Source organism: Peribacillus sp. FSL H8-0477, assembly GCF_038002765.1.
In the GTDB taxonomy this organism is placed as follows: domain Bacteria; phylum Bacillota; class Bacilli; order Bacillales; family DSM-1321; genus Peribacillus.
The window spans coordinates 1,116,453-1,133,392 of record NZ_JBBODE010000001.1; the positions used below are offsets into that span (position 1 = coordinate 1,116,453).

Annotated in this window: 15 protein-coding genes and 1 pseudogene; 6 read left to right on the forward strand and 10 right to left on the reverse strand. The window is 39.7% G+C overall.

Going from position 1 to position 16,940, the window contains the following annotated elements:
- Positions 1-176 precede the first annotated feature (176 nt).
- The 5 genes from MHI18_RS05790 to MHI18_RS05810 all read right to left on the reverse strand — a co-directional run bounded on the left by MHI18_RS05790 (position 177) and on the right by MHI18_RS05810 (position 6,785).
- A complete protein-coding gene (locus MHI18_RS05790; RefSeq protein WP_445669952.1) occupies positions 177-2,303 on the reverse strand; it encodes a peptidoglycan D,D-transpeptidase FtsI family protein in 2,127 nt (708 codons plus the stop codon).
- Positions 2,304-2,478: 175 nt separating this feature from the next.
- Entirely contained in the window at positions 2,479-3,708 is a 1,230-nt protein-coding gene (locus tag MHI18_RS05795; RefSeq protein ID WP_340846442.1) for an MFS transporter, read from the reverse strand.
- Positions 3,709-3,856: 148 nt separating this feature from the next.
- Positions 3,857-4,465 (reverse strand): superoxide dismutase, encoded by a 609-nt coding sequence (locus MHI18_RS05800; RefSeq protein WP_340846443.1) that lies wholly within the window; start codon positions 4,463-4,465, stop codon positions 3,857-3,859.
- 151 nt (positions 4,466-4,616) lie between these two features.
- Entirely contained in the window at positions 4,617-5,099 is a 483-nt protein-coding gene (locus MHI18_RS05805; protein ID WP_340846444.1) for a DUF456 domain-containing protein, read from the reverse strand.
- Positions 5,100-5,153: 54 nt separating this feature from the next.
- Entirely contained in the window at positions 5,154-6,785 is a 1,632-nt protein-coding gene (locus tag MHI18_RS05810; protein ID WP_340846445.1) for a Na/Pi cotransporter family protein, read from the reverse strand.
- A 194-nt stretch (positions 6,786-6,979) separates the two neighbouring features.
- Between MHI18_RS05810 and MHI18_RS05815 the strand changes: the two genes are divergently transcribed.
- The 3 genes from MHI18_RS05815 (at position 6,980) to ispG (ending at position 9,432) form a co-directional block, all read left to right on the forward strand.
- Positions 6,980-7,759 (forward strand): DUF1189 domain-containing protein, encoded by a 780-nt coding sequence (locus tag MHI18_RS05815; protein WP_340846446.1) that lies wholly within the window; start codon positions 6,980-6,982, stop codon positions 7,757-7,759.
- A 111-nt stretch (positions 7,760-7,870) separates the two neighbouring features.
- The gene (locus MHI18_RS05820) at positions 7,871-8,191 is read left to right on the forward strand and encodes a hypothetical protein (RefSeq protein WP_340846447.1); all 321 of its coding nucleotides are present in this window, start codon (positions 7,871-7,873) and stop codon (positions 8,189-8,191) included.
- Positions 8,192-8,313: 122 nt separating this feature from the next.
- Positions 8,314-9,432: a flavodoxin-dependent (E)-4-hydroxy-3-methylbut-2-enyl-diphosphate synthase gene (ispG, locus tag MHI18_RS05825; RefSeq protein WP_340846448.1), complete on the forward strand. Its 1,119-nt coding sequence runs from the start codon at positions 8,314-8,316 to the stop codon at positions 9,430-9,432.
- A gap of 39 nt (positions 9,433-9,471) precedes the next feature.
- On the opposite strand, the gene MHI18_RS05830 is transcribed toward ispG, so the two are convergent.
- Positions 9,472-9,909, reverse strand: a complete 438-nt coding sequence (locus tag MHI18_RS05830) for a hypothetical protein (protein WP_340846450.1) — start codon at positions 9,907-9,909, stop codon at positions 9,472-9,474.
- Between the two features lie 1,361 nt (positions 9,910-11,270).
- Between MHI18_RS05830 and MHI18_RS05840 the strand changes: the two are divergent.
- A pseudogene (locus MHI18_RS05840) lies at positions 11,271-12,451 on the forward strand (IS3 family transposase).
- 456 nt (positions 12,452-12,907) lie between these two features.
- The gene (locus tag MHI18_RS05845; RefSeq protein WP_340846453.1) at positions 12,908-13,489 is read left to right on the forward strand and encodes a 5' nucleotidase, NT5C type; all 582 of its coding nucleotides are present in this window, start codon (positions 12,908-12,910) and stop codon (positions 13,487-13,489) included.
- Positions 13,490-13,509: 20 nt separating this feature from the next.
- On the opposite strand, the gene MHI18_RS05850 is transcribed toward MHI18_RS05845, so the two are convergent.
- The 3 genes from MHI18_RS05850 to MHI18_RS05860 are packed head-to-tail and all read right to left on the reverse strand — an operon-like array spanning position 13,510 to position 15,575.
- Positions 13,510-13,929, reverse strand: coding sequence for a Fur family transcriptional regulator (locus MHI18_RS05850; protein WP_340846454.1), 420 nt, complete (start codon positions 13,927-13,929; stop codon positions 13,510-13,512).
- A 12-nt stretch (positions 13,930-13,941) separates the two neighbouring features.
- Positions 13,942-14,781: a metal ABC transporter permease gene (locus tag MHI18_RS05855; protein ID WP_340846455.1), complete on the reverse strand. Its 840-nt coding sequence runs from the start codon at positions 14,779-14,781 to the stop codon at positions 13,942-13,944.
- Positions 14,782-14,795: 14 nt separating this feature from the next.
- On the reverse strand, positions 14,796-15,575 hold the full coding sequence (locus MHI18_RS05860; RefSeq protein WP_340846456.1) for a metal ABC transporter ATP-binding protein: 780 nt from the start codon (positions 15,573-15,575) through the stop codon (positions 14,796-14,798).
- A 164-nt stretch (positions 15,576-15,739) separates the two neighbouring features.
- On the opposite strand from MHI18_RS05860, the gene MHI18_RS05865 reads away from it, so the two are divergent.
- Positions 15,740-16,000 carry a DUF2624 family protein gene (locus MHI18_RS05865; protein WP_340846457.1) on the forward strand — a complete coding sequence of 87 codons (261 nt, stop codon included), beginning with the start codon at positions 15,740-15,742 and terminating at the stop codon, positions 15,998-16,000.
- A 43-nt stretch (positions 16,001-16,043) separates the two neighbouring features.
- Here the strand turns inward: MHI18_RS05865 and MHI18_RS05870 are convergent, their stop codons facing one another.
- A complete protein-coding gene (locus tag MHI18_RS05870; protein WP_340846458.1) occupies positions 16,044-16,940 on the reverse strand; it encodes a deoxyribonuclease IV in 897 nt (298 codons plus the stop codon).

Genomic DNA, 16,940 nt, shown 5'->3' on the forward strand with positions numbered 1-16,940 from the left:
TTTCCCCCTGAAAGATTAGTTGTTTTGTCCTACATCAACAGAATAACGTTTCCCTGTAAAGAAGGTTTTAACAGATTGTAAATGTTCAGTAAATTAGTGTTAGTAATTTGTAAACACCTTAAATCAAGCAAAAAAAGCTGCCGAGATTTAATCTCGACAGCTTTTCACTATTCTTTTTAATCCTCTTCACTATGATCAACTTTGGTATCGACTGACTGTTCAGTAGTTTTTCCCTTAGCACGATCTTCTTTAAGTTCGAAGTATTTGTCAAGGATAGCCGCACCAATTTCCTTATTCATAGAATGACCGGTGTGACCTTGGTAAGCCCACGGCACTACAACCGCATAGGCGACTTCAGGCTTTTCCGCAGGCGCATAACCAACCAGCGTTAAATTCATTGTATCTTGTGGTTCGTCATATTTCTTACGATTGGGTCCATCATAAAAAGCTTGTGCCGTACCAGTCTTCGCTGATGACGTATACTTTTTATTTCCGAGGTACATATAAGCGGATCCACCCTGTTCTTGTGCAACCATATTGAATCCCTTTTGAACTCGTTGAACCCATTCATCCTTCATATCTAATTTATTTAGGACAACTGGCGAAACTTCTTCAACAATAGGACCCAATTGGTCATTATCATCGACAGGTTTCCGAATTTCCTTCACAAGATGCGGCTTCATTCGATTACCGCCATTAGCAATTGTCGATACATATTGGGCCAGCTGCATCGGGGTATACGTATCATACTGACCGATGGCAAGGTCCATTAGTTTACCTGGATTTGTTTCTGTTCCTTTGAAACCAACCATTTCATTCGGAAGATCGATTCCTGTACGAACCCCGAGTCCGAATTGGTTAAATGATGTTCGAATCGTTGAAAAAGCAGATTGGTTTATCCTTAGAGGTTCATTGGGAACATAATTTCCTCCGGCGATTTTGATTGCTGTCCGGAACATGTAGACGTTGGATGAAACCTTCAATGCGGTTAAATCGTTAATATTCCCAAAGTCTTTATACGAACCTTTAGGAGGGGTATCTTTAATACGAATTTTCGTATCATACCAATAGCTATTTGGCTGTATCGCACCCGTTTGGTAACCAGTTAAGACGGTAGCACCTTTAACGGTTGAACCCATGGCGTAGGATGTGGTGATATTTCCAAGCGCAAAATCTTGAATTTCACTTTTTCCAGTTTCCGCATTCTTTCCGTATTGCTTCCCAGCCATAGTTAAGACTTCTCCCGTAGAGGGATCCATCATCACAACGAATGCACGGTCAAGAAATTGTGTATTCCCAAGCTTTTTCTTTTCTTTCAATTGCTTTTCGATAATTTGTTCAGTTGCCAACTGAAGGTCCATATCAATGGTAAGAACCATATCTTTCCCGCGTGATCCTTCAGTAATAGTAGTTGATTCAATGACATTTCCAGCCTTATCGGTCACATTTTTCACTTTAGCCTTCTGTCCTTGTAAGACATCTTCATATTCTGCCTCAAGATAACTCTTTCCTACTCGGTCATTACGGCTATAATCGCGGGCTAAATAATACTCAAGACTTTCACTTGGCAGGCCTTCCTCAGAAGAAGATACTTTACCAAGTACAGACTTTAATGTTTTATCAAATGTGTAAGCCCTCTTCCAATCTGTCGTAATTCCTACACCTGGCAATGAATCTAAATGTTCACTGACTGTGGCATATTCTTCCGTAGATACCCCATCATTTTTAACAATTTGAGGAGTTAAAGCGTAACCGCTGCTGAATTCCCGGTAAATGGCAAGAACTTCAAGCTCAGCATCTAATGACTTCAATTCCTTCTCCGTAATTCTAGATAGTTGAAGAGTATACAAATCAGCTTCTGTAATTTCACTTTCTGAAACCTTTGTTCGCTCTTTTTTCGTTATTTTTTTCTCTGCCAGCTCCGGATTTTTCAGAATCCAAAAGTCTTTTTTATCTCGTTCTGTTACTTTATCGGTCTCTTTTTCAATTAAGACCGCTAGTTTTTCAGCTGTTTCCAGCATTTCACTCGTCTTTGTTCCTTGCTTCCTTGTATACGTGATTGCATTAAGCGGTTCATTATCGACCATGACCTTTAAATTACGATCCAGCATTTTCCCCCTTGGTACAGGGTTATTAACCGTAATTTCCTCTGTCCGTTCAATTTCACGCCGATAATCATCTCCATATACAATTTGTACAATACCTAGTCGTAAAATAAGTGCTGAAAATAACACAAAAACCATAAAGAAAAGCATATTGAGCCTAAAAGGAACATGCGTCTTTTTCTTCTTATTTTTCTTCACCTGAGTGCACACTTCCTTTTTCATCTCTAATCCAAATACTTATTCTTATTCTATATAAAAAGAATATTCTTTTCTACCTTTGTGTTCTTAAATTACAGCAAAAAAGCCTGCCAGCACTAGAAATCCTTGATTTCACTGCCGCAAGCAATTAATTAGAAATGTTTTCCTGAAATAATTAACCTTCCACACGATGACCGATAGATTTGATTCTTCGTACAAACAAATAGATCAGTGTATGCCCCGCTCCTACAATAAGAAGAAAGTACGGTAAGCTTATCGCAGGATCAAAGAAATAAACAACCGCGATAAAGCCTAGAAGTGAAACAACTCGTCCCATTTGAATATACATTTCACGTACAACAATATACTCAATTCTCATTTCAGCAGCATTCCAGGCTGTCCCAATGATATCGTAGGTAAGTGACGTATACGGAACTAAAAGAATTGGATAAGCAATGGCAATGACCGCTGCATACATAAGCATCTTTATATAACTAACATCAAAAGCAACGAGGAATACACCAGCATAAAGCAAAATTCCTCCTACAAGAATTGCTTTTTTTCGCATATGTGGCTTGATATAACGCGAAGCAACAAAATAAGCAATAAAGGCAATAACTGAATTCAGCATACTAAAATTACCAAGAGCCAGTTCGCTGCCTGTCTTAATGAACACAAATATGGAGATGACAAACATGAAAGTTCCTTCACGTACTCCTTGAAAAAAGTGAGCAAGCGTAATCAAGCGCCAATTTTCATTATTTTTACGTTCTGAAAGAATCCGTAAGAATAAATACTTTCCATTAGCCGGTCGTCTCACCAAGAAAAAGCTGAGTACGACTGCAACAGCAAATAACCCTAAGGAAATTCCGAATACTACATGATAGCCGCTAAAAGCATTCATCCGAGAAATAATATATCCTGCAGTTACAGGCCCAATAATTCCACCAAAAGAACCTAACAGACCAAGAAACCCATTAAAGAAGTCTCTTGTTTCCGGCTCTGTAATTTCAAATGTTAGTACGTTAAAGGCAAGCCAGTAAAAGCCATAACCAATACCAAGCAAGGCGCCTAGCAGAATAATAAACTGAGTTGCATTTTCTCCAACAAATAAAACGGTTAGATAATAGAGGGCCAAAAAAATCACACCCAGCCGCAGGACGATTACTCGATCTACTTTTTTAGCTAATCTTCCAGCTAAAATAAACGTAAGCGGCTGAAAGAGGACGATCGTAAGATTATATAGTCCGATATCAATAAACTCGCCTGATTGCTTCCACAAAAACACATTCACAAAGGTATTCGACAACGCAATACTAAGACTATAGAGACCGCCAATAAGCAGCAAAAGACGCAAATCTCTTTTAATCTCGATGCCGCCAGTCCATTTTTTCACAAAACCCATGCTTTTAACTCCCCCTCAAACTCCCGTTTAGTGTTTGAAGAAACATGAATGATTATGTAAAATCATAGATTTTTACAAATATTTACAAAAGGTTGACGACAAAAAAAGCCAAGAACCCACAAGGGTGTTCTTGGCTTTTAAATGTGACTTATTTTGCAGCGTTGTAGCGTTTTTCTGCTTCGTTCCAGTTTACAACATTCCAGAATGCATTGATGTATTCTGGACGACGGTTTTGGTAGTTTAGGTAATAAGCATGCTCCCAAACATCAAGACCGATAATTGGTGTTTTGCCTTCAGAAAGTGGTGAATCTTGGTTTGGTGTGCTTGTGATTTCAATCTCGCCATTGTTTACAGCAAGCCATGCCCAGCCAGATCCAAAACGAGTTGTTGCAGCTTTAGCGAATTCTTCTTTGAAGCTGTCATAGCTTCCGAATTTGCTTGTGATTGCTTCTGCTAATTCTCCAGTAGGCTGTCCGCCTCCGTTTGGTGAAATAATTGTCCAGAATAATGAATGGTTAGCGTGTCCGCCGCCATTATTACGTACTGCTGTACGTTTTTCTTCTGGAACTGCATCAAGGTTAGCAACAATTTCTTCTACGCTTTTGCTAAGAAGTTCTTCATTGCCCTCAAGTGCTGCGTTTAAGTTCGTTACATACGTGTTATGGTGCTTCGTATGATGGATGTTCATTGTTTCCTTGTCGATGTGTGGTTCTAACGCATCATATGCGTACGGTAATTGTGGAAGTTCGAATGCCATAATAAAATATTCCTCCCTTTATGTAATTGAATGATTACAGGCTCTATACTCGTCAGGAAATCCCTAAACAAATATAAGCTAGTAACTTTAGATTAGCAGAGTTTTCATACTGTTACAAACGTTATGCTCTTAGCTGGGATTTTTTTTATTGTCAAAGTACGACAAAAAGAAAGTATGCAATCATAAACAGCTGAATAAGTCCCTTGGTGATTGTCCCGCTGATGAAACCAACAACCGACCCTAGACCAATTTTTCCAGCAGTTACAAGATTGGTGCGATGCACAATCATTTCAGCGATTACAGCCCCAACAAATGGACCAATTAGAATACCAACAAACGGAATAACAAAAGGGCCGACTAAAAGACCAATTGTACTTCCCCAGATTCCAGCTTTTGTACCGCCATATTTTTTAACACCCAACAAATTCGCAACATAGTCAGCTGCAAATAAAAGAATGACGAACAAAACTTGTATCAGCCAGAATACCCAGTTAAACGGTTCAAATGTAAACAGCAGTCCATAAAGGACTATGCCGCCAATAATAAATAACACACCCGGGATTATCGGGAAAATCAACCCGACAAAACCAACCAAAAACATGACTGTAATTAGTATCCAGTAAATAACATCCATTTTTTCTACCCCTCCGTTCTACTCTTCCCATTTCTTAAAAAATAAAACCTGACCCTACTTTCGGATATTGAGCGTCGCTTCAGCCATATTAACGGCATGATCACCTATTCGTTCCAGGTTCGTGAGGATATCAATAAAAATAATTCCTGCGGGAGCACTGCAAAGACCCTCATTAATCCGCAAAATATGTTTTTTTCGTAATGTGCGTTCCATCCTATCAATCGTTTCTTCATTTTTAATTACACGTCTCGCCTGATCACAATCATGATGATCCAACGCTTGAATCGATTGCTCTAATGAAAAAATAGTTAAAGAAAAAATTTCTTTTAAATCAGTCATTGCCGAATCGGATAGGGTAACTTTATGTGAAACCAAATAATCCACTAGTTCGACAAGATTTTCAATATGATCGCCTACCCGCTCAATATCTCTAGCCGTATTCATCATCATTGAATTCTTTGCTGATTCCGTATGCGATAACGATGTAGAAGAAAGCCTAACCAAGTATTTTTCTATATCTCGATCAAATTGATTAATCGCTTCTTCCATTCCCCTTACCGCATCTGCATGTATTTTCTCTCGGCTGAACAAGTAATCCTGTGCCTCTAGAAGACCTTTCGCTGAAAGATACCCCATCCGCAATACTTCTTCCTTTGCCTGCCCAAGAGCGATTGCAGCTGATTGTTCAATAAATACAGGGTCTAGATGGGACGTACGGTACTCGGTCCCCTCACGATTGTCCCGAACTAGTAACGAAACGATTTTCACCAATACAGCAATGAGCGGAAGCTGAATGAGTGTACTTAAAATATTGAAAGAACCATGAGCAAACGCCAACGACATATGCGGGTTTAAGCTAAACGTTTCTTTCATAACAGTTACAAGCAGTGAAAATGGCTGTAATAGCAATAAAAACAGAAACGCTCCTGCTGCGTTAAATAGAACATGTGCCCAAGCTGTCCGTTTAGCTGCTAACGAAGCACCAATAGAAGCAAGCAACGCTGTAATGGTTGTTCCGAGATTATCTCCAAGTAAAATTGGCAGCGATGCTTTCAGCGTAATTAATCCTTGAGCATGAAGCTCCTGCAAAACACCGACAGAGGCACTAGAACTTTGAACCACAGAAGTAAACAGTGCACCCGCAATGAATCCTAGGAAAGGACTTGAGCTAATACCGAGCATTAATTCTCGAAATTCATCAACTAAACGAAGCGGCTCAAGTCCCGCTCCCATAATCTCGAGACCAAGAAACAAACTCCCGAAGCCAAATATGGTTTGGCCAGCATGTGTGATCATTTTATTTTTAAAGAAAAACAGAAGCAGACTACCCAGTGCCATAATGGGCAGCGCATATTCTGAAAGCTGAAAGCCAATGATAAAAGCGGTGACTGTCGTCCCAATATTGGCACCCATAATGATTGCAATAGCCTTTTTTAAAGATAAAACCCCCGCACTCACCAGACCTACGGTAAGCACTGCCGTTCCTGAACTGCTCTGGATCAATATCGTGACTACCATTCCAGAAATAATCCCGCGCAGCGGTGTAGATGTATAGCGATCCAAAATCGTTCTCAGCCGATCACCGGCCATATTTTTAAGACCTTCACCCATGAATTTAATTCCGAACACAAAGATTCCAAGACCACCAATTAAATGAAAGATAATGACTTGGTATGGAAAATTCACAATTTCGACCTCCTGACCCATGACAACCTTATATGTATCTCTTCTTCATTATGGATACCTCTGAAATTTTATGAAAGCTTTTCAGCAAAAATTTACACTACCTTTACATTTAAATGAAGTAAATTCTTGTTTTCCTGTATGAGGATATATAAAATGAAGAAGTATTTCAAACAAAAAAAGGATGCTGTGGAAAAATGAACGTTTTTAAGCAACTAATTGTTAGTCTATATTCACCTAAAGATATTGCCGCAACACGTCATCAAGGAATAGGCAAAACGATTTTATTCGTTTTTCTTCTTTCACTCATTTCGATTATCCCATCGGCCATCTATTTCAGTACCATGGTCACTACGGGCGTTCAGGCAGCAGAGGACATGCTTGCTTCAGATATGCCTGATTTCGAAATAAAAAATGGTACATTGACTGTCGACAGTAACGAGCCTTATATTCAACAGAAAGATGACTTTACCATTTTCCTTGATGGAACTGGCGAGATGACCAGTACTGACGTAGAACTTCGGACACAAAATGGGTTTGCCTTGCTCAAAAATGAACTCGTCTTCGTGGCTGATGGACAATCCCAAGTTAGTCCTTATTCAGTAATGGAAGGACTTGCTGTAAATAAACAAGATTTTGAAGGTCTGGTCGACTCAGTAGATGCTTCACTCGTCATCGCCATTCCACTCATCATTTTAATGATTTATTTATTCAGCAGTGCCGTCTTATTTATCAAGGTAACACTATTCGCTGTGTTTGGCTTATTATTCAAAAATTCACTACAGCGCTCTCTAGGATATCGCCACCTCTGGAGGATCTGCGCATACAGTATTACCTTGCCCACGATTTTCTTTACCATTATGGCTGCTTTCCAAGCAACCGTTCCCTTTGGAAGCTTCATCAGCTGGTTCGTAACGTTCCTCATGATGTATATGGCTATCAAAGAAGTGCCGCCTGAAAAAGAAATACTCAGCTAGGTGAAAACAGACCCCATTCAGTGAGGTCTGTTTTTTTACTGCCGAAAAATAAGCATATTTTCATTTTTCCTTCGTATAATGAGTAAAGGACAAGTCTTAGGAGGGCTGGAAATGAAACGTATACTGTTATTTTTCACCATCTGTTTTATTCTTTTTATTATTTACTACGATGTTTCAGTCGGTACCCTGCCAACTGCCGTTCCCGCCGCACCCTCAAAGACTACTGACTCTGTCCCAGCAGCCACGGTTTCCCTTCCTTTTACAGAAACGACCATTGTACCAGGCGATACCTTGCTTTCTATCGTTGAACATAAGCAAGGAGGAATACCTGTTTCAATTGAACAAGTAGTAACAGACTTCGAGAAATTAAATGGGATTAAACCTGAATCCATGCAAATTGGTAAACGGTATAAAATTCCTGTATATAAGTAATGAAACAGCAAAATTAGATTCAATTCCTTGTAAGTCCTCTCTATCATTGATACAATATCCTAGGAGCCAACTAAGCTCAGCTGGCAAAAATATGATTTTTTTTCCTAAAGGAGAGAACTCACTTGAGTGAATTAATACATCGTACTAAAACACGCTCCGTTAAAGTTGGTAATTTAACGATTGGCGGTACTAATGAAGTAATTATTCAAAGTATGACCACCACTAAGACACATGATGTGGAAGCAACTGTAGCAGAAATTAATCGTCTTGAAGAAGCAGGATGTCAAATTGTTCGTGTCGCCTGTCCGGATGAACGCGCTGCGCTTGCCATACCAGAAATTAAGAAACGTATTAACATTCCGCTTGTAGTCGATATCCATTTTGATTATAAATTAGCTTTACTTGCTATCGAAGGCGGAGCAGATAAAATCCGGATTAACCCGGGTAATATCGGCCGTCGCGAAAAAGTAGAAGCGGTCGTGAATGCTGCGAAAGCGAAAGGCATTCCGATTCGAATCGGTGTTAACGCTGGCTCACTTGAAAAACGGATTATCGAAAAATACGGCTATCCGACAGCTGATGGAATGGTAGAAAGTGCACTTCACCATATCAAGATTCTTGAAGATCTCGATTTCCACGATATCATCGTTTCCATGAAAGCATCTGATGTTAATTTAGCAATTGAAGCATACCAAAAAGCAGCACAAGCATTTGATTACCCGCTGCATTTAGGTATTACCGAATCAGGAACACTTTTCTCAGGAACCGTGAAAAGTTCAGCTGGACTTGGTGCCATCTTGAACATGGGAATCGGAAACACGATGCGTGTCTCACTTAGTGCCGATCCTGTTGAAGAAGTAAAAGTAGCGCGGGAAATACTAAAGGTTTATGGACTTGTTTCAAACATGGCAACCTTGATTTCATGTCCAACCTGCGGACGTATCGAGATCGATTTAATCAGTATCGCGAACGAAGTCGAAGAATATATTTCAACGATCAAAGCTCCAATTAAGGTTTCTGTTCTCGGTTGTGCAGTAAATGGACCTGGTGAAGCACGTGAAGCCGATATAGGTATTGCCGGCGCTCGTGGTGAAGGACTATTATTCCGTAAAGGAAAAATCGTCAGAAAAGTACCAGAAGAAACCATGGTCGAAGAACTGAAAAAAGAAATTGATGCAATCGCTGAAGAATTTTACGCAAAACAACGTGCTGAAGCTGAAGCAGCATTACTACAACAATAGAAAAAAATCCTGGATGTAAAATCCAGGATTTTTTTTTGTTCAAAAGAACGGCAGGATGAATATGCCTATGACAATCGACAAAGCACCGATAATTATCGCCCAAGTGCCTAAACTCTTTGCTCCCTTACCACGTGCAATAACTCCGATAATAATTCCCGCTATTCCCATTAAAAGCGGCAAGATAAACAGAGAGAGAATAGAGACAATTAAGGCAGTAATACCAATGCCTCTCCCTCCTGTTTCACCTTCATCAATTGCATACGGCTCATTTTGATTCGCACGACCCCTGACCGCCTTTAATGCAGAAAAATCTGCTGCATTTTCTTCTCGATACTGGATTTGCTCTTCAGGACTCCGAACCAAAAGATCCTCATTCCTATATGATCGAGCCTGCTCTTCCTCAGCCCCGACACCCATCGATTCCGGCTTACTATCCTGCGACACATTATCACGATCCGAATAACGATCATCAGCCATTGGAGCATCCCTCACTTTCAAGTAATAGGAGCCTTATTAGTCTTTGTCATTCATCCAAAAAACAACACCAAAATAATTACGCAAGAAGGATAAATCTAACAACTGAAATTCCAGAGGAAACTAGCTGAACTCTCAACGCAGGCGGGATCACGAAAACCAGCTGATCTTTTGCTTAATTTAGATTGGATACGGCCCATTCTTTGAAGAATTCGGCCTAAACTTAAATTTATTCGGCCCATTCTTCGAAGAATTCGGCCCAAACTTAAATTTATTCGGCCCATCTTTATTTCGAATCTGGGGGGCTTGTGAAAATAGAGTATCTTTCTTTTTTTCTTTCCCTGGGATTAGTTTTTTCCCTTTTAGTGACGCATTTTTGGGGAAACACGTTGATCTTTGATGGGTTGGCCTGTTTGGCATCAGGAATAACTTGTTTTTTTGCTTAACTTAAGTCGGATTCGTCCCATTCTTCAATTTATTCGGCCCAAACTCAGGGTTATTCGGCCCATCTTTATTTTGAATCTGGGGGCTTGTGAAAATAGAGTATCTTTCTTTTTTTCTTTCCGAGCGATTAGTTTTTTCCCTTTTAGTAACGCATTCTGGGGGAAACACGTTGATCTTTGATGGGTTGGCCTGTTAGGCATCAGGAATAACTCGTTTTTTTGCTTAACTTAGGTCGGATTCGTCCCATTCTGCAATTTATTCGGCCCAAACTTAAGTTTATTCGGCCCAATTTCAGGGTTATTCGGCCCTTTCTCCCAATCATTCGGCCCATCTATATTTTGACTCTTGGGGCTTGTAAAAATAGAGTATCTTTCTTTTTTTCTTTCCGTGGGATTAGTTTTTTCCCTTTTAATGACGCATTCTAGGGGAAACACGTTGATCTTTGATGGGTTGACCTGTTTGGCATCAGGAATAACTTGTTTTTTTGCTTAACCCCGTCCGGATTCGGCCCATTCTTCGATTTATTCGGCCCAAACTTCAATTTATTCGGCCCAATCTCAGGTTTATTCTTCCCTTTCTCCCAATCATTCGGCCCATCTATATTTTGACTCTGGGGGCTTGTGAAAAAAGAGTATCTTTCTTTTTTTCTTTCCGAGCGATTAGCTTTTTCCCGTTTCAGTGACCCTTTCTAGGAAAAACACGTTGATCTTTGATGGGTTGGCCAGTTTGGCATTAGGATTAGCTCGTTTTTTTGCTCAACCCGGTTCGGATTCGGCCCATTCTTCGATTTATTCGGCCCAAACTTCAATTTATTCGGCCCAATCTCAGGGTTATTCGGCCCTTTTAAAGCTAGTCTTAAAAGTGGACACGCATTTCTGAGAATCAATACAATAGATATCAAACTAAGGAGCGTGTCCAAAATGGGAAAAAGATACGAAAAGGAATACAAAGACTATATAGCTAAGTTAGTCGTAGAAGAAGGAAGAAAAAGGACTGAACTAAGCTACGAGATGGATATCCCCTATAAAACCATCTCAAGATGGGTTGGAGAGTATAAAGCGTCTCTTCTAGAAGGAACAGAGAAGGAAGCCTATATTACGCCTAGTGAACATAAGAAACATGTAGCCCTTTATCAGAAAGAAATACAGGATCTGAAGGAGCAAAATGAAATCTTAAAAAAGGCCATGCACATCTTCACAAAAAGCCCCGAGTAATTTTCGCATTTATTAAGGAACACAGTAAACAGTTTCGGGTGGTGATGATGTGCAATGTCCTTAAGGTTTCTCCAAGTGGCTATTATAAATGGCTGAAGACTGAGAGTCAGAATGAAAGTCCAAGAAAGCAAAGAAAAGCAGCGTTACGTAAGGATATTGCCAAGTTCTTTCATGAAAGTTACGGAACTTATGGAAGTCCACGTATTCATCACGATTTACTGGAGGCTGGCTTTACCGTTTCTCAAAAAACAGTGTCTCGTGAAATGAACGAGTTAGGCTTACGAGCCACCCCGAAAGAAAAATATAAACTAACGACTGATTCGAATCATACATACAACATTTATCCCAACTTACTCAATCAAAACTTTAAAGTGGAAAAGCCAGGACAAGTTTGGGTCGGAGATATCACCTATATATGGACCATGGAAGGATGGCTCTATTTAGCCACGATTATGGACTTATACTCACGCAAAATTATAGGCTGGGATCTCGATGATCGGATGAAAAAAGAGCTACCTATTAATGCCCTTAACCGGGCTATTCAGTACCGTAAGCCATCAAAAAAGATGATTCACCATTCAGATAGAGGCTCACAATATTGTTCGAATGACTACATCAAGATATTAGACAAAAACAAAGTGAAAATAAGTATGAGCCGCAAAGGAAACCCATACGATAATGCCTGTATTGAATCTTTCCATGCGACCATAAAGAAGGAACTAATCTATAGAAAACGGTTCAAAACTCGGGATGAAGCAAGAAAGAGCATCGCCCATTATATTCTAGGCTTTTATAACGCAAGACGAAAACATTCGACACTGGGTTACCAATCGCCTAATCAATTTGAGCAAGTCTATGAACGATTACAGACCAAAAAAGTCTCATAAAATAGGTCATAGCTGCCGAAAACTAGCCAAACCGTTTCAATGGATCATTTCCGGAAATGAAGAAAAAACGATGTAAGCTAGAGACTTCTACAAGAAATACTCTTATGAAGACGTGTCCACTTTCTTGACATAAGACCACTTTCTCCCAATCATTCGGCCCATCTTTACTTCGAATCCAGGGGCTTGTGAAAATAGAGTATCTTTCTTTTCTCTTTCCGTGGGATTAGTTTTTTCCCGTTTCAGTGACCCTTTCTGGGGAAAATATGTTGATCTTTGATGATATGGCCTGTTCGGCATTAGGATTAGCTTGCCCAACCTAGCTTGGATTCCCTCTCTTCCCATCCTTCTTTCACGCGCCGGAATAGAGAGCTTGTGAAATTCATCCTGATGAGGCGTGCGGCGTGTTTTTGCTTGTGGTACACTTAGACATGGATTCTTACATAAGGAGCTGCAGGCATGAAGAAGCGATTTGGAATTGATATTGATGGCACGATTACGCGGCCAGATACGATGGTACCTTATCTCAATAAAGCATTTAATATGGCGTTAACGTATGAAGAAATAAATACATATGATTTAAATCCGTTTGTGGATGTTTCTCCCTCGGAGTTTGCTGCTTGGTTTCATGATTCAGAACCGATGATTTATTCGGAATCTCTTTTGGTGGATGGTGCAAGGGAATGTTTGGAGAAATTTGAGCAGTATGCTGATCTTTATTTTATCAGCGCTCGCAGGAAAGATTTGATTGATGTCACAGAAACCTGGTTTTCAACGAATGAACTTCGCTATCACCAAATCGACTTAATTGGGTCGCACGATAAGATTGCAATGGCTAAGAAGCTTAAGATTGATTTGTTTTTTGAGGACAAGCATGACAATGCTGTAACGATTTCCGAGGAATGTCAGATCCCCGTTATTTTATTTAATACCCCATATAATCTAGGTCCTGTTCCAGAGCAAGTCATCCGCGTCAACCATTGGTTCGAAGCACGTAGATGGGTAGAGAACTGGCTGAAGGACACAAAAATGCCTGAATGAACAAGTCATTCAGGCATTTTTTATACTACTAATCTGCATTGTGGACAGCGGCCATATATTTCGAACTTATGCCCCGAAACCTCATAATCCTGAAGATTTTCCTTAAGTCCATTCATCGGGCACGCATCAATTTCTTTTGTTTTCCCGCATTCCATACAGATAAAGTGATGGTGATGGTCCTTATGTCCGCAGGTAAAACGAAAGTGCTTTTCTCCGGCCAAGTCCGTCATTTCAAAAATACCTAGGTCCACGAACAATGATAAATTTCGATAAATCGTATCAAAACTTAACCCCGGATAGTTTTCCTTCATTTTCTCAAGCACATCTTTTGCCGTTAAGTATTTATCGCTCGCCGAAAAAAATTCTAACATCTCTTCGCGCTTGCCGGTATGCTTATAACCTTCTTCTTTCAATACTTCCATAGCTCTAGAAACATTCATATGCTCACCTCATTATGCAAACCGAGTTTTATATTTATCGAACAAAATCGAAGCAATAAGTATTAAGACAGCGATGAGCACAATCGTTCCGCCCGGCGCCAAATCTAGATAATAGGATAAAACTAAACCGCCAATAACGGAGATCTCCCCAAAGACAACAGAGTACGTAATCATTTGCTTAAATCCTTTTGCAAAACGGAGACTTGCCGCAACAGGGATAGTCATTAGGGACGATACGAGAAGAACACCTACAATCCTCATGGATGCAGCAATGACCAATGCGACCATAACGATAAAGATAAAATGAATGGCTTTAACAGGTAATCCTGAGGCTTTAGCGTGTTCTTCATCAAATGATAATAAAAAGAGTTCTTTATATAAGAAAAAGAAAATAACGACTACACTAAGTGCAACCCCTACAATTAGCCATAAATCAGTGCGGCTTACTGCACTAACACTTCCAAATAGATAACCGAAAAGATCGGCATTAAAACCATCAGCAACGGAAATAAAGATGGCGGTCAGTCCAATTCCGCCTGATAAAATAATAGGAATGGCAAGTTCCTGATAATTTTTATATACACTTCTCAATTTTTCAATAAAAAGCGAACCTCCAACAGAGAAACCCATCCCCAGATAAAGTGGATTTAAGCCCGCTAAAGAAACAAAGCTTTTTTCCAAGAGGAGGCTAAATGCAATCCCCGCTAGGGCAACATGGCTCAATGCATCGGCAATCATTGACATGCGCCGCACGACAACAAACACACCAATCATAGGAGCCAGTGCTCCGATGATAATCCCCGTAAGGAATGCATTTTGCAAAAATTCATAGTCCAGTATAGCCGAAATCATTGATTGCCTCCACCTTATTCATGATTATGACTGAGGAGCTTTATGTCATGGCCATATACCTCTGATAGCTCCTCTTCAGTCAATTGATTATATTCACTCGCATCTCCGTGAAAATGCAGAGTTTTGTTTAAACAAGCAACGTGCGAAACCTTATCCGACACAATACTAACATCATGTGTCACTAAAATCAGGGTGATTCCTAATTGTTTATTCATCATTTCCAACATCTCATAAAATTGATGAACATTCTTCGAATCAACGCCAACAGTCGGCTCATCCAAAATCATTAAGACCGGTTCACTGACTAATGAACGGGCAATGAAAACTCGCTGCTGTTGACCACCGGAAAGCTCCCCAATGCTTCGATGCTGGAAATCCAGCATATCGACTGCTTCAAGTGCTTTTTTCACTTTTTGTTTATGTTCTTTTGTGATGAATTTAAATAAGCCGATTTTTTTCGTTAACCCGCTTTGCACTACCTCAAACACAGTGGCTGGAAAACCAGTATTAAATGAATTTGCTTTCTGTGACACAAAGCCTACCTTTTGCCAGTCTTTAAAATCCCGAATATTTTCACCAAATAAAGTGATATTCCCTTTTTGCAGCTTATTTAAGCCCAGGAGCAATTTAAGAAGCGTTGACTTCCCTGATCCGTTCGGTCCAACAATCGCTAAAAAAGCACCCTTTGGAACATCCAGGGTAATATTCTCAAGAACTAAGTCCTTGGCGTATTTAAAAGAAAGATTCTTAGCCTGTACAATTGGCTCATTACTATAATTATTCAGATTGATCACCTTTTTTTAAGAATCATTACGATTTACTAAAATAGTATAACGGAACCAGTTGTCGTTGTAAAGGCAGTTGGACTGTCAGCGGAAAAGAATCCTCCAAACTATTTGGTTCAACAATCAAGCTCTACATTCATATGTTAAAAAAAGAGAAAATGAGGAGGTACCAAATGAAATTGTTTGAAACAATGGTTAACCATAAAATCAACCGAATCCAACCATATGAACTACTCTCCATTGCAGCTCAGTATAATGTCCAGCTGTCAACTAAGCAGGCAGAGGATATTACGACTATTCTAGCAGGGAAAAATATCAACATTTTTGACAGCGGACAAAGAAAATCGGTACTTGAACAAATTTCTGCGGTTGCCGGAAAAAAGACGGCCGTTCAAATCGAACATGTTTTTAATCAACTGATTTCTAACTTCTAACATAAAAAAAACAGCAACCAAGATTGGTCACTGTTCTACACACTTACTGCTGATTCATAATTTTCGTCAGCAGTTCTTTGTCATACTGTTTGCTTTTCAGCATTTCAATTTCAAATTGATAGGGAGCTTTTTTATCTTTTTTATCTTCACCGACAAATGGAGTTTCTAAAATTTTAGGTACCATTTGCAGCTGTGGATGATGGACAATATAACTCAATGCATCAAAACCAATATCACCAAACCCAATATTCTCGTGACGGTCTTTTCTCATGCCGGTAAGATTTTTACTATCATTGATATGAAGGACCTTAAGGCGGTCAATACCAACAATCTTATCGAATTCATTTAAAACTCCGTCAAAATCTTCGACAATATTATAGCCTGCATCATGAGTATGACAAGTATCAAAACAAACGGACAATTTTTCATTCAAATGAACGCCGTCCATAATCATCGCAAGCTCTTCAAAGCTTCTGCCGCACTCTGTCCCTTTTCCAGCCATTGTTTCTAAGGCAATCTGGACATTATGCTCAGGCGTCAGTACTTCATTTAAGCCTTCGATAATCCTTTTAATTCCTACGTCAGAACCTGCGCCTACATGAGCCCCAGGATGAAGAACAATTTGTCCTGCTCCCAGTGCTTCAGTACGTTCCATTTCACTGCGAAGAAAATTAACACCTAATTCATACGTCGCTGGATTTGTGGTATTCGCAATATTTATGATATACGGTGCATGAACAACGATTTCTTCAATACCGTTCTCAGCCATATGTTTTCGGCCTGCTTCAATATTTAAGTCCTCAATGCTTTTCCGTCTTGTATTTTGCGGTGCGCCTGTATAGATCATAAACGTATTTGCTCCATAGGAAACGGCTTCTTCACTTGAACCTAGCAGCATATTCTTCCCGCTCATCGAAACGTGTGAACCAATTTTCAACAT

What these genes read in the sequence shown, in the direction of transcription:
- MHI18_RS05795 (WP_340846442.1), bottom strand. Translation starts at nt 3,708, where the DNA reads ATGGGTTTTGTGAAAAAATGGACTGGCGGCATCGAGATTAAAAGAGAT.
- MHI18_RS05800 (WP_340846443.1), bottom strand. Translation starts at nt 4,465, where the DNA reads ATGGCATTCGAACTTCCACAATTACCGTACGCATATGATGCGTTAGAA.
- MHI18_RS05805 (WP_340846444.1), bottom strand. Translation starts at nt 5,099, where the DNA reads ATGGATGTTATTTACTGGATACTAATTACAGTCATGTTTTTGGTTGGT.
- MHI18_RS05815 (WP_340846446.1), top strand. Translation starts at nt 6,980, where the DNA reads ATGAACGTTTTTAAGCAACTAATTGTTAGTCTATATTCACCTAAAGAT.
- MHI18_RS05820 (WP_340846447.1), top strand. Translation starts at nt 7,871, where the DNA reads ATGAAACGTATACTGTTATTTTTCACCATCTGTTTTATTCTTTTTATT.
- MHI18_RS05830 (WP_340846450.1), bottom strand. Translation starts at nt 9,909, where the DNA reads ATGGCTGATGATCGTTATTCGGATCGTGATAATGTGTCGCAGGATAGT.
- MHI18_RS05845 (WP_340846453.1), top strand. Translation starts at nt 12,908, where the DNA reads ATGAAGAAGCGATTTGGAATTGATATTGATGGCACGATTACGCGGCCA.
- MHI18_RS05850 (WP_340846454.1), bottom strand. Translation starts at nt 13,929, where the DNA reads ATGAATGTTTCTAGAGCTATGGAAGTATTGAAAGAAGAAGGTTATAAG.
- MHI18_RS05855 (WP_340846455.1), bottom strand. Translation starts at nt 14,781, where the DNA reads ATGATTTCGGCTATACTGGACTATGAATTTTTGCAAAATGCATTCCTT.
- MHI18_RS05865 (WP_340846457.1), top strand. Translation starts at nt 15,740, where the DNA reads ATGAAATTGTTTGAAACAATGGTTAACCATAAAATCAACCGAATCCAA.
- MHI18_RS05870 (WP_340846458.1), bottom strand. Translation starts at nt 16,940, where the DNA reads ATGTTGAAAATTGGTTCACACGTTTCGATGAGCGGGAAGAATATGCTG.